Origin of the sequence: Myxococcus sp. RHSTA-1-4, assembly GCF_020037125.1 — a bacterium.
Lineage (GTDB): Bacteria > Myxococcota > Myxococcia > Myxococcales > Myxococcaceae > Myxococcus.
This window is the reverse complement of sequence record NZ_JAIQDG010000015.1, coordinates 67692-80860: the sequence shown is the minus strand read 5'-3', so window position 1 is coordinate 80860 and position 13169 is coordinate 67692. Positions and strand designations below refer to the sequence as shown.

General features: G+C 70.5%; 9 protein-coding genes. 6 read left to right on the top strand and 3 right to left on the bottom strand.

The window, feature by feature from the left end; genetic code table 11:
• Positions 1 to 52: 52 nt before the first annotated feature.
• A complete protein-coding gene (locus tag K8638_RS20950; protein WP_223756339.1) occupies positions 53 to 994 on the bottom strand; it encodes a LysR family transcriptional regulator in 942 nt (313 codons plus the stop codon).
• A gap of 86 nt (positions 995 to 1080) precedes the next feature.
• On the opposite strand from K8638_RS20950, the gene K8638_RS20945 reads away from it, so the two are divergent.
• From K8638_RS20945 to K8638_RS20920, 6 genes are all read left to right on the top strand, one after another.
• Positions 1081 to 2016, top strand: a complete 936-nt coding sequence (locus K8638_RS20945; protein ID WP_223756338.1) for a DMT family transporter — start codon at positions 1081 to 1083, stop codon at positions 2014 to 2016.
• 368 nt (positions 2017 to 2384) lie between these two features.
• Positions 2385 to 3539, top strand: a complete 1155-nt coding sequence (locus K8638_RS20940; protein ID WP_223756337.1) for a sensor histidine kinase — start codon at positions 2385 to 2387, stop codon at positions 3537 to 3539.
• Positions 3536 to 5428 (top strand): ATP-binding protein, encoded by a 1893-nt coding sequence (locus K8638_RS20935; protein WP_223756336.1) that lies wholly within the window; start codon positions 3536 to 3538, stop codon positions 5426 to 5428. The genes K8638_RS20940 and K8638_RS20935 overlap by 4 nt, the downstream gene beginning before the upstream one ends.
• A 78-nt stretch (positions 5429 to 5506) precedes the next feature.
• Positions 5507 to 6523 carry an N-acetyltransferase DgcN gene (gene dgcN / locus K8638_RS20930; protein ID WP_223756335.1) on the top strand — a complete coding sequence of 339 codons (1017 nt, stop codon included), beginning with the start codon at positions 5507 to 5509 and terminating at the stop codon, positions 6521 to 6523.
• A gap of 6 nt (positions 6524 to 6529) precedes the next feature.
• Positions 6530 to 7513: an N-acetyl-D-Glu racemase DgcA gene (gene dgcA, locus K8638_RS20925; RefSeq protein WP_223756334.1), complete on the top strand. Its 984-nt coding sequence runs from the start codon at positions 6530 to 6532 to the stop codon at positions 7511 to 7513.
• A gap of 82 nt (positions 7514 to 7595) precedes the next feature.
• Entirely contained in the window at positions 7596 to 9434 is a 1839-nt protein-coding gene (locus K8638_RS20920) for a DNA mismatch repair protein MutS (protein ID WP_223756333.1), read from the top strand.
• Positions 9435 to 9503: 69 nt separating this feature from the next.
• On the opposite strand, the gene K8638_RS20915 is transcribed toward K8638_RS20920, so the two are convergent.
• Together K8638_RS20915 and K8638_RS20910 are read right to left on the bottom strand one after the other, a co-directional pair.
• Positions 9504 to 10676, bottom strand: a complete 1173-nt coding sequence (locus K8638_RS20915; protein ID WP_223756332.1) for a thiolase family protein — start codon at positions 10674 to 10676, stop codon at positions 9504 to 9506.
• A gap of 78 nt (positions 10677 to 10754) precedes the next feature.
• Positions 10755 to 13133, bottom strand: a complete 2379-nt coding sequence (locus K8638_RS20910) for a 3-hydroxyacyl-CoA dehydrogenase/enoyl-CoA hydratase family protein (protein ID WP_223756331.1) — start codon at positions 13131 to 13133, stop codon at positions 10755 to 10757.
• Positions 13134 to 13169 lie beyond the last annotated feature (36 nt).

Sequence of the window (13169 nt, the reverse complement as noted above, 5' to 3'; positions counted from 1 at the left end):
GGCAGAAGGCGCCCCTCGGGAGCACTCGGGTGCGCAGCGTAGGACAGGGACCTCACCCGGCCTTCTGGACCCAGCCGGGGGATGCGCTCCAGGCCTGTGCGAAGAAGTCGATGAAGGCACGCACCTTGGCCGGCACGTAGCGGCGCTCGGGCATCACCGCCTGCACGTCGAGGCTTTCCAGGCGCCATTCGGGCAGCAGCTCCTCCAACGCGCCCTGCCGCAGCTCGTCTCCAATGGCGAACTCGGGGATGCGCACGATTCCCGCGCCGGCGAGCGCGGCGGCCTTGAGCGCGAGGCTCGAGTCCGCCTCGAGCCGGGCGTTGATGGCGATGCGCACCACCTCGTCCCGCCGCCGCAGCTCCCAGGCACGGCCCTGCGCCGCGAGGCTGAAGTGGAGGCACGCGTGACGGCACAGCTCGTTGGGGTGCTCCGGACGGCCATGCCGCGCGAGATAGGCCGGGGCCGCGCACAGCACCACGCGGCTGGTCGCGAGCCGGCGCGCCACCAGGCTGGAGCGCGCCAGCCGGCCAATGCGGATGGCCAGGTCGTGGCGCTCCGTCACCAGGTCCCGCATCCGGTCATCGAGCTGCAGGTCGACGTCGACCCGCGGATGGCGCGCGAGGAAGGACGCCAGCCGTGGGGCCACGTGCAGGAGGCCGAAGGACATTGGCGCCGTCACCCGGAGGCGGCCGTGCGGCTCGCGCTGGGTCCCTGCGACCGCGGCCTCCGCGGCGCGCGCCTCGGCGAACGCCGCCTGTGCGTGGCGCAGGTAGACCTGCCCCGCCTCGGTCAGGCTCAGCCGGCGCGTCGTCCGATGAAGCAGGCGCGTGCCGAGCCGGCGCTCCAGCGCGGCGACATGCTTGCTCACCGCCGCCTTCGACAGGCCGAGGGCCTCACTCGCGCGGACGAAGCTGCCCAGCTCGGCCACGCGCATGAAGGCCACGAGGCCCACGAGGTCCGGCCCCGGAACCGGATGAGCGGGGATTGTTGACATGGGGAAACAGTCTAACTCCAACGGCACGCTGCTCCGAGCCCGTCGGGCCCATACGCTGGTGGCGTCTCGATGAAAGGAACGCCGCCGTGAAGCCCTCCTTGCAGCGCCTCCTCCTCACGCTCGCCTCCGGCGGCCTCCTCGCCACCGGGTACGTGGTCAGCAAGGTGCTGATGTCCAGGGGCTTCGCGGCCGCCACGGTCTCCCTCTTCCAGGTGGGCGGGGCCGCGGCCGTGCTGGGTGGTGTGCTGCTGCTGCGCGGCGGCCGCGTGCCGATGGCGCCCTCCACGCTGCGCTACTTCGCAATCTCGGCGCTCATCGCCGTGCTCGCGTCCAACGTGCTGGGAAACTGGGTGCTCGCACGAATCCCGGCGGGCGTCTTCACCCTGATGGTCACGCTCTCCCCGGTGTTCACCTCGCTCTTCAACGCCGCGCTGGACCGTCGCCTTCCAGCGCCCACGGTCATGGCCGGCACGGGGCTGGGCATGCTCGGCGTGGCGCTGGTGCAGGGCCCACGGGTGCAGGCGGTCGGCGGGGAACAGGCACTGGCGCTCGTGGCCGCGCTCGGCGTGCCGGTCCTGCTGGCGGCCGGCAACGTCTACCGCTCACGCCACTGGCCACGGGGCCTGGGCGCGCCCGCGGCCGCGGCGGGCACGCTGCTGATGCAGTCCATCGTGCTGGTCCCCCTGTTCCTCGGAGTGCGAGGGGCTCCCCGCGCCTTGGAGATGGGGGCAGGCACCACCTGGGCCCTGCTGGCGCTGCTCGTCCTCGTCACGGTCCTCGCCAACGTCGCCGGCTCCGCGCTGCAGCGGGCCGCCGGGAGCGTCGCCTTCAGCCAGGTGGGCTACGTCATCGCGGTGACCGGTGTGCTCGCGGGGGCCATCGTGTTCGGCGAGCGGCTGGGTGTGCTGTTCTGGCCCGCGTTGATGCTGGTGTTCACCGGCGTGGTGCTCGTCAACCGCGCTCCGGCCACGCGAGCCCCCAGCGTGCCCCTCCAGCGCGGCTCGTCCTCGCAGCTCGCATGAACGGCACGGCCACCTTCGCGACTCACGTCCAGGCGCTGAAGGCCGCCTGCAATGCACCGGTGACAACGGGAGAGCTCGTGCCCTGAGACGAGACGGCCCCACGCTCCGTCTCAGCAATCCTGGACGAACAGAGAACTCCGGGTCCCAACCCACCCCAGAAGTTCGTTCTGACACCGCGCAATCCAGCGCTCGCTGAGCCTGCCTCCACGCGCATTGCGGGCTGGCTCGGTCCCTCCATATGCCTGCTCACTCTCACGGGCTCCGGTGCGGGCGGGGGCTTGGAACCTTCGGAGTCATATGTGTTAAAAAATTGATACATGCCCGAGCAGTCCTCTCTCCCGCTGTCCTCCCCGCAGGGCCCGACGGGCTTGCCACGCCGGGTTCTCATCGCCGATGACGACGCCGCGAGCCGCAGCACCGTCGCGGCGCTGCTGTCCCCGGCGGGCTACCATGTCCGGTTCGCCACCAATGGCGAGGAGGCCCTGGCGGCGGTGGAGGAGGAGACACCGGACCTGGTGCTGCTCGATGTGATGATGCCGGGTCTGGATGGCTTCGAGGTGTGCCGCCGGCTGCGCGCGCGCCTGGACGCGGACTACATCCCCATCATCCTCATCACCGCGCTGGACGGGCGCGGCGACGTCGTCCGCGGGCTGAAGGCGGGCGCGGACGACTTCCTCCACAAGCCGGTGCACGGCGCCGAGCTGAGAGCGCGTGTCGCCAACCTGCTCAAGGTCCGCGCCTACCATCAGCTGCTGGCCTCGCAGCGGGACAACGCGCTCGCCATGGTGGACGGGCTGCGCCAGCAGTTGCTGCGGGCGGACCGGCTGGCCACGCTCGGCACCTTCGCCGCCGGGGTCAGCCACGAGCTGAACAACATCGCCCAGGTGCTGCGCGGCTACCTGGATTCGCCCGAGGACGCTTCCGAAGATGATCCACTGACCGTCCGGGAGGTGCTCGGCCATGTGTCCAGCCATGTGGCCGAGCTGGCGCGCACCATCCTCCACCTCGCCCGTCCCGCGGAGGACTCGCTGCTGGAGGTGGACCTCACGCGGACGCTGGATGAGGTGCGCCACATGCTGCGCCTCACCGGGCGGGCCCGGTTCGCGCAGGTGGACCTGGTGATACCCGAGGAGGCCTGTCTCATCCGCGCCAACCGCGTGCATGCCCAGCAGGTGTTCCTCAACCTGTTCAGCAATGCCGCGGACGCGGTGGCCGAGGTGAGAGATCCTCGCATCGAGGCAGGCATCCGCGTCCTGCCCGGAGGGCGCCTGGAGGCCTGGGTGGGAGACAACGGCCCGGGCATGCCCGAGTCCGTGCTCTCCCGCATCTTCGAGCCCTTCTTCACGACCAAGCCCGTTGGCTCGGGGACGGGGCTCGGCCTGCCGGTCGTCAAGGAGCTGGTCGAGTCCTGGGGCGGGCGCATCCACGTCCAGAGCGTGCCCGGGAGTGGCACGCGGATCGTGATGGAGCTCCCCGCCAGCTCGCCAGACGTTCTCGCAAGCACCTCCAGGAGCCATTCATGAGCACCTCCAAGACCGCGGTGGCGGAACTTCCCTTGTGGCTGCTCGCCGACGCGACGGGCGCCGTCCAGGCCTGCTCCCCGGACAGCGAACGGCTCCTGGGGAGGGAGCCACGGGGCCTCGCGCTGGCGGAGCTCCTGGGTGAGCAGCTGGCGGGGCGGCTGCTGTCCGCTCCGGAGGACTCCTTCGAGTGGACGCGCCCGGCCTCGGCGGAGGGAACGGAGCCGGCGACGTGGCGCCTGGAGCGGCACCGGCTCGAGGGCGGGGGGCTGCTCGTCCGCGGTGGGGTGTCGGGAGCCAGGGAAGAGGTGCCCGCCGCCTGGGAGCGCCGCCTCAGCCGCAAGCTCGTCCAGCCGAGGGGGAACCTCGCCGAGCAACAGCGGGCCTTCATGCTGTCCATCTTCGACGCGGACCCCAACCTCATCTTCGTCAAGGACCGCCGGGGCCGCTTCATCTTCGTGAACCAGGCCACGGCGGACCTGTTCTCCGCGCCCCCGGATGAGGTGGTGCTCAAGCACAACGCCGCCATCCACGCCGACGAGAACGAGCTCAAGGTCTTCGACGCGGTGGACCAGCAGGTGCTCCGCACCCAGTCCGAGGTGCGCGTGGAGGAGAGCTTCACGCGGGCGGATGGGAAGGAGCTGTGGTTCGACACGCGCAAGCGGCCGCTGCGGGCGCCGGACGGAGAGGACTTCGTGCTGGCCATCTCGGTGGACATCACCGAGCGGCGACGCATGGCGCAGCTCCTCCATGAGACGAACCAGCGCCTGGAGCTGGCGGTGAGCGCGGGCCATCTCGGCCTGTGGGACTGGAACGTCGTCACGGGCTCCGTGTACTTCTCGCCGACGTGGAAGGCGCACCTGGGCTACGAGGACCACGAGCTGGAGAACAGCTTCGGGACGTGGCTGCGGCTGCTGCACCCCGAGGACCTCGAGCAGGCCCAGGCGCTGGCGGTCCGGCACGTGAACGACGCGTCGAGCGGCGACCGCTACATGCATGAGTTCCGCATGCGCGCCAAGGATGGCTCCTGGCGGTGGATTGCCGGCTACGGCCTGGTGGTGCGCGACGGGCAGGGTAAGGGCGTGCGCGTCACCGGCTACCATGTGGACATCACCGCGCGGAAGGCGCGTGAGGCGGAGCAGGAGCTGCTGCGCGAGAACCTGCGCCGGACCAACGAGGACCTGCAGCGGCTGGCGCAGATGAAGGACGAGTTCCTGGCCAACATGAGCCACGAGCTGCGCACGCCGCTCAACGCGGTGCTGGGCCAGGCGGAGGCGATGAGCGAGGGCATCTTCGGCCCGGTGACGGAGGAGCAGCTCTCCGCCCTGAACATCGTCGAGGAGAGCGGCCGGCATCTGCTGTCGCTCATCAACGACATCCTCGACATCACCAAGAGCACCGTGGGACGGCTGGAGCTGGACCTGGGGCCGGTGCCGGTGGAGGAGGTGTGCCAGGAGAGCCTGCGGCTGGTGCGCGAGCAGGCCCGCCGCAAGGGCGTCTCCGTCTCCTACTCGAGCGACGGCCAGGCGCAGAGCGTGTGGGCGGACCGGCGGCGGCTGCGGCAGGTGTTGCTCAACCTGCTCACCAACGCGAAGAAGTTCACCTCGGAGACGGGGCGCATCGGCCTGGAGGTGACGGCGCGGCCCGGGGGCGAGGTGGCCTTCTCGGTGTGGGACACGGGGCTCGGCATCGCCGAGGAAGACAGGCAGCGCATCTTCGAGCCCTTCGTGCAGCTGGACGCCGGGCTGGGCAGGCGCCAGGAGGGCTCGGGGCTGGGACTGGCCCTGGTGCGCCGCATGGTGGAGCTGCATAACGGCCAGCTGGAGTTGGAGAGCGAGCTGGGGCGGGGCAGCCGCTTCACGGTGGTGCTGAAAGCGAGCGTTTCCAGTTAATCGCGACCTTGCCCGGCCCCCGCGAGCGTGCTGAAACGCCCGGCCCACTGCCCCGGGACGTGGGGCGCGGAGGTCACGGTGGAGATCGAAAAGCCCTACCTGCTGTTCCTGGGTGACGTTCCCGACCAGCTCGCCGCGAAGACGGCGCACGGCATCGTCGACTGGCGGCCCGACTGGTGCGTCGGGCAGCTCCGGCTGCCGGGCTGCAAGGCCGACTGCGGGCTGCCGGACCTGGACATCGCCCAGGCGAAGGCGAAGGGCGCGAAGACGCTCATCGTGGGCGTGGCCAACGCGGGCGGCGTGCTGCCGGAGCACTGGATTGGGAAGCTGGTGGAGGCGCTCGACGCGGGCCTGGACGTGGCCACGGGCCTGCACAAGCGGCTGTCCTCCTTCCCCGCCATCGCCGCGGCCGCCGCGCGCAGCGGCCGCAAGCTGCACGACGTGCGCATCCCCGACATGGACTTCGCCACCGGCAAGGGCACGAAGCGCCCGGGCCTGCGGCTGCTGACGGTGGGCACGGACTGCTCGGTGGGGAAGAAGTACACGGTGCTCGCGCTGGAGAAGGAGATGCGCGCCCGCGGCCTCAAGGCGGACTTCCGCGCCACCGGCCAGACGGGCATCTTCATCTCCGGACGCGGTGTGGCCATCGACGCCGTGGTGTCGGACTTCGTCGCCGGCGCCGCCGAGTGGCTCACCCCCGCCAACGACGCCGACCACTGGGACCTGGTGGAAGGCCAGGGCTCGCTCTTCCACCCCTCCTTCGCGGGCGTCACCCTGGGGCTGCTCCACGGCGCGCAGCCGGACGCCTTCATCGTCTGCCACGAGCCCACGCGCACGAAGATGCGCGGCGTCCAGCATCCCCTCCCCTCCATCCAGGCCGTCATCGACCGCACGATTCTCGAAGGCCAGCTCACCCACCCGCGCATCCAGTGCACGGGCCTGGCCATCAACACCGAGCACCTGGAGGAGAAGGAGGCCCTGGAGCTGCTGGCCCGCACGGGCCGCGAGCACGGGCTGCCCTGCGTGGACCCCATCCGCACCGGCGTCGGCCCCCTCGTCGACGAGCTGGTGCGCCGCTTCCACGGCGGCAGGTAGGCGCCCATGCGCAGGCTCACCGTCAGGCACGAGAGCTGGCCCATCGCCGGGAAGTTCACCATCTCCCGGGGCTCGAAGACGTCGGCCGAGGTCGTGGTCGTCACGCTGGAGGAGGACGGCGTGGTGGGGCGCGGCGAGTGCGTCCCCTACGCGCGTTATGGCGAGACGCTCGAAGGCGTCATCGCCGCGCTGGAGGCCGCGCGTCCGCGCATCGAGGCGGGACTGGAGCGTGACGGCATCTCGGAGGTGCTCGCGCCGAGGGCCGCTCGCAACGCGCTGGACTGCGCGCTGTGGGATTTGGAGGCGAAGCGGAGCGGTCAGCCCCTCTGGAAGCTGCTGGGGATGACCGAGCCGAGGCCGCTCGTCACGGCGTACACGCTGAGCCTCGACACCACCGAGGCGATGCGGCAGGCCGCCGAGAAGGCCGCGCACCGGCCGCTGCTCAAGGTGAAGCTCGGACGCGGTGTGGAGGACATCGAGCGGCTGCGGGCCATCCGCGCGGGTGCGCCGGCCAGCCGCCTCATCGTGGATGCCAACGAGGGGTGGACGCCGGAGGCGCTGCCCGCGCTGCTCGACACCTGCGCGGAGCTGGGCGTGGTGATGGTGGAGCAGCCCCTGCCCGCGGGGAATGACGGGGCGCTGCTGGGAATGCGGCGGTCCGTGCCCGTCTGCGCCGACGAGTCCGCGCATGACCGGCATGGGCTCGCGGCGCTCCTGGGCCGGTACGACGCCATCAACATCAAGCTGGACAAGACCGGGGGGCTGACGGAGGCGCTGGCCCTGGCCGGGGCCGCCCGGGCGGAGGGGCTCCAGCTCATGGTGGGCTGCATGGTGGCCACCTCGCTGTCCATGGCGCCCGCGATGCTCGTGGCCCAGGAGGCCACGGTGGTGGACCTGGATGGGCCGCTGCTGCTCGCCCGCGACAGGGAGCCCGGCATCCGCTTCGAGGGGAGCACGATGTACTGGCCCCCTCGCGAGCTGTGGGGCTGACGGGCTTGCGTCCTCTCCCCGTCACGGGGCCGAAGGTGCCGCTTGCCCTGGGCCCCGTGCACGCACACCATGCGCGGCCATCGTGTCCGCCACTCCCGAGAGCCCCTCCCCGCACCGCACGTACACCGAGCGCCACGCCGCCGCGCAAGCGGACCTGGCCGCGCTGGACCGCGTGAGCGCCCGCTACGCCAACCTGCGCACCGTGGCCTTCCTGGCCGCCGCCGGCATCGCGGGCTTCACCTTCGTGGGACGGCTGCCCAAGGTGTGGTGGTGGGGCGCGGCCGCCGTGCTGGGAGTCTACGGGCTGCTCGCCGTCCTGCATCACCAGGTCTTCCGCCGCGAGGCCCGGGCGCGGCTGTACGTGCTGCTCAACGAGCGGGGACTCGCCCGGCTCGGACGCGGCTGGCACGAGTTCACCGAGCGCGGTGAGCGCTTCCTCTCCGGCGGCCACCTCTACACCCCGGACCTGGACGTGTTCGGCCAGGGCAGCCTCTTCCAGCTCATGAACGAGACGGCCACTCGCGCGGGCGAGGAGCGGCTGGCGGCGTGGCTGTCCGCGCCCGCCAGCGTGGCGGAGGTGGAGGCGCGGCAGGGCGCGGCGCGCGAGCTGGCCCCGCGCGTGGACTTCCGGCAGGACCTCTGTGTGGACTCGCGCGTGGTGGCGAAGGAGAAGGCGGACCCGGCCCTGTTCATCCAGTGGGTGGAGGCCGGGCCGTCGCTGAATTCCATCCGCTGGGCGCGGCCGGTGGCGGTGGTGCTGCCGCTGGTGACGCTGGCCCTGTACGTCCTGGGCGAGACGGGCGTGCTGCCGGACTCGTCGGTGTGGGCGGGGCTCGCGGCGCAGCTCGGGGTGGCCGTCATCACCCGGCGCACGCTGAAGGCCATGGACGAGGGCGTGGAGGTGGGCGAGCGCGGCTTCGTGCGTTATGCGCCCCTCTTCGAGCGCGTCGAGGGCCAGCGCTTCGAGCACCCGCTGCTGCGCCAGCTCCAGTCAGGCTTGCAGCGGCCCGGTGAGAAGCCCGTGTCCGCGCACTTCGCGCGCTTCAGCCGGCTGTTCTCCTTCATCGAGTTCAAGCGGCACCAGTTCCACCCGGTGGTGCACTGGCTCACGCTGTGGGACATCCACGCGATGTTCGCGCTGGAGCGCTGGCGCGCGGCGCACGGGAAGGACGTCCGGCGCTGGTTCGAGGCGCTCGCGGAGCTGGAGGCCCTGTCGTGCGTGGCGGGCCTGGCGCATGACCGGCCCGAGTTCGCCTGGCCGGAGCTGGAGGCGCAGGGGCCGCGCGTGGAGGCAACCGCGCTGGGCCACCCGCTGCTGGACGCGCCGGTGCCCAATGACGTGGCGCTGCCCGGGCCGCGCCACGCGCTGCTCATCACCGGCTCCAACATGAGCGGAAAGACGACGCTGATGCGGGCGCTGGGCTGCAACGTGGTGCTGGCGCTGGCGGGAGCGCCGGTGTGCGCGAAGACGTTCCGGCTGTCGCCGCTCCAGGTGCTCACGAGCATGCGGGTGAAGGACTCGCTGGAGCGCGGCGTGTCGTACTTCTACGCGGAGGTGCAGCGCATCAAGGCCGTGCTGGACGCCGCGCAGGCGGCGAAGGGGCAGGCGCTGTTCCTGCTCGACGAAATCCTGCTGGGGACCAACACGCGCGAGCGGCAGATTGCCTCACGCGAGGTGCTGCGGCTGCTGCTGGGCACCGGGGCGTGCGGCGCGGTGACGACGCACGACTTGTCCCTGGCGGCGCTCGCGGACGAGCCCGGCGCTCACGTGGTCAACGTCCACTTCCGGGACCACCTGGAGGACGGGAAGATGGTGTTCGACTACAAGCTGCGCCAGGGCGTGGTGGACACCACGAATGCCCTGCGCGTGCTGCGGCTCGCCGGGGTGCCGGTGGACGACCCGGAGGCTCCGGCGCCCTGAAACGACACGGGCCCCGGGGAGTCGCCCCGAGGCCCGCGCTCACTTCACGGTGTCACCGCGAGGCGCTGACTACTTCGCCGCCTCGACGAGCATCGCGAAGCCCATGCCGCCGCCGATGCACATGCTGACGACGCCGTAGCGGCCGTTGCGGCGCTTCAGCTCGCGGAGAATCGTGGCCGTCATGCGCGCGCCGGACACGCCCAGCGGGTGGCCCAGGGCGGTGGCGCCGCCGTTCGGGTTCACCTTGTCCAGGGGGATGCCCAGCTCGCGGATGCAGTGCAGCGCCTGCGCGGCGAAGGCCTCGTTCAGCTCGAAGACGTCGATGTCCTTCACCTCGAGCTTGTTGCGCGCCAGCAGCTTGCGCACCGCCGGCACCGGGCCCACGCCCATGATTTCCGGGGGGACGCCCGCCACCGTGGAGTCCACGTAGTAGCCCAGCGGCTTCACGCCGAGCTCCTTCGCCTTCGCCTCGCTCATCACCACCGCCGCCGCCGCGCCGTCCGTCAGCGGCGACGCGTTGCCCGCCGTCACCACGCCCTTGGCGTTGAAGGCCGGCCGCAGCTTCGCCAGGCCCTCCAGCGTGGTGTCCGGGCGGAGGATGGTGTCCACCGTCACCGTCACCGTCTTCGCCGTGCCGTCCTCGTCGTAGTACGTCGTGGTGACGGGGACGATCTCCTCCTTGAACCTGCCCTGCTCGCGCGCGGTGGCGGCACGGCGCTGGCTCTCGTAGGCGAACTTGTCCGCGTCCTCGCGCGTGACGTTGTAGCGCGAGGCGATGTTCTCCGCGGTGGCGCCCATGGAGGTGTAGACCTCGGGCAGCTTCGCCATGACGTCCGGGTTGGCGCTCGCCTTGTTGCCGCCCATCGGCACCATGGTCATCGACTCGGTGCCGCCGCCGATGCCCACTTCAATCGTCCCCGACAGGATGCCCTGCGCAATCTGGGCGATGGACTGCGAGCCCGACGAGCAGAAGCGGTTGATGGTCATCGCCGGCACGCTGACCGGCAGGCCGGCCAGCAGGGTGGCGATGCGCGCCACGTTCATCCCCTGCTCCGCCTCCGGCATGGCGCAGCCCAGGATGACGTCCTCGATGTCCTCCGGCTTCAGGCCGGGGACCTGGGCGACGGCCTCCTTGATGGCGATGGCGGCCAGGGTGTCCGGCCGCGTGTCCTTGAACTCTCCCTTGTGCGCGCGGGTGAAGGGCGTGCGCACCGCGCTGGCAATCACGACTCGACCAGGCATCTCAGTGTCTCCTCGCCCGGGGAGCACCCGGGCATTCAGCGAATCTCGATTCAGTGGTCAATGGATACCGGCCGGCCGTCAGTTCCGCAGCGGCTTGCCCTTCTCGATCATGAACTGCAGGCGGTCCTGGGTCTTCTCCTCGCCGCACAGGCTCAGGAAGGCCTCCGCCTCCAGCTCCAGCAGCCGCTCCTCGGTGACGAGGACGGACGGGCTGGTGTCACCACCGGTGAGCACCCGCGCCAGCTTCTGGGCGATCTTCCGGTCGTGCGCGCTCACCTGGCCGTTGAGCTCCATGTCGTAGAGCATCATGTCGATGGTGGCCGCGCCGTTGGGGCCCGGCAGGCGGAAGCGCGTGGGACGCGGCGGCTTGAAGCCCGCGTTCGCCATGCCCAGCACCCGCGCCTTCGCGTCCGATAGGAGGAAGTCGCGGTTGGAGGTGATGCCGTCCTGCTGCGACAGGAAGCCCATCTCCCGGGCCTCCTCGGCGCTGGTGGCCACCTTCGCCGTGCCGATGGTCAGGAACACCTTCTTCAGGAAGGGCAGCGCGTCGAAGTCCTTGTCCGCCGCGTACGGGCCGAACACGTTGCGCAGGAGCATCAGGTTGCCGCCGCCGCCGGGGATGAGGCCCACGCCCACCTCCACCAGGCCCATGTACAGCTCGGCGCTGGCCTGGATGGCGTTGCCGCTCATCGTCACCTCGGCGCCGCCGCCCAGGGTGAGGTTGAAGGGCGCCGTCACCACCGGCACCGGGCTGTAGCGCATGCGCTGGACGGTGGACTGCAGCGTCTGCACCAGCTTGCGGATGGACTCGAAGTCGCCGCTCTTCGCCGCCCACAGCAGCGCCACGATGTTGGCGCCCGCGGAGAAGTTGGCCCCGTCGTTGCCGATGACCAGGCCCTTGAAGTTCTTCTCCGTCTCGTCCAGCGCGGTGCCCATCATCTCGATGATCTGGTCATCGAGCGAGTTCATCTTGCTGTGGAACTCCAGCAGCGTGGCGCCGTCGCCCAGGTCCCACAGGGTGGCGGAGTCGTTGCCGGCAATCTTCTTGTTGCCGCGCTTGAGGTACTCCACGCGCTGCGTGCGCGCGTTCTCCGGCACCACCTTCACGGACTTCGTGGGGATGTCCCAGTAGGTGTCCTTGCCGCCCTCCACGCCGTAGAAGGACGTGCGGCCCGCGGCCAGCATCTCCTCCACCCACGCGGCCGGCTTCAGGCCCAGCGCCTTCATCCGCTCCACGCCCTTCTTCACGCCGTAGGCGTCCCACACCTCGAAGGGCCCCAAATCCCACCCGAAGCCCCAGCGCACGCCGCGGTCCACGTTGACCACGTCGTCGGCAATCTCCGGGATGCGGCGGCTGGTGTAGGCCAGCACGTCCAGGGTGACGCCCTCGGCGAACTTCGCGGCCTTGTCCTCGCCGTTGAGCACGGAGGCCACGCGCTCGCGCACGTCCTCGATGTCCTTGGCGGCGCCCAGCGACTCGAAGCGCACCTTGGCCTGCGGCCGGTACTCCAGCGTCTTCAGGTCCAGGGCGTGGATGTCCTTGCCCTGCTTCTTGTAGAAGCCGCCGCCGCTCTTGTCGCCCAGCATCCCCTTCTCCACCATCTTCTGGAGGAAGCCGGGGATGGCGAAGACCTCACGCTCCTCGTCGTGGGTGAGCGTGTCGTAGCAGTTCTTCGCCACGTGGACGAAGGTGTCCAGGCCGACGATGTCCGCGGTGCGGAAGACGGCGGACTTGGGACGGCCCATGGCCGGGCCGAAAATCTTGTCCACCTCCTCGACGGACAGCTCCGCCTTGTCCATGGCGGAGATGGTCCGCATCATCCCGTACACGCCGATGCGGTTGGCGATGAAGTTGGTGGTGTCCTTGCCGTAGACGATGCCCTTGCCGAGCACCTCCTCGCCGAAGCGGTGCAGCGTCTTCAGCACCGCGGGGTCCGTCTCCTTGCCGGCCACCAGCTCCAGCAGCTTCATGTAGCGGACGGGGTTGAAGAAGTGCGTGACGAGGAAGTTCTTCTTGAAGTCCGCGCCGCGGCCCTGCGTCATGCCGGCAATCGACATGCCGGAGGTGTTGGAGGAGACGATGGTGCCCGGGCGGATGTGCTTCTCCACCCGCTCGAAGAGGGCCTGCTTGACGGCCAGGTCCTCCTTCACCACCTCCACCACCCAGTCGCACTCGGAGATGCGGGCCAGGTCGTCCTCGAAGTTGCCCACCTCGATGTAGGAGAGCACCTGCTCGGAGACGATGGGGCTGGGCTTCTGCTTGCGCATGTTGGCCAGCGCGCCCGTCGCGAACTTGTTGCGGAAGGACTTGGACGAGGTGTCCTCGCCCGGGTTCGCCTTGGGGGGAACGATGTCCAGGAGGAGCGCGCGCACGCCCGAGTTGGCCAGGTGCGCGGCAATGCCGCTGCCCATGACTCCGGCGCCCAGCACAGCCACTTTGCGGATCCGCGTCGTCATCTTGAAAGGCTCCCTATGTGGGAAGGAGAGGACTGC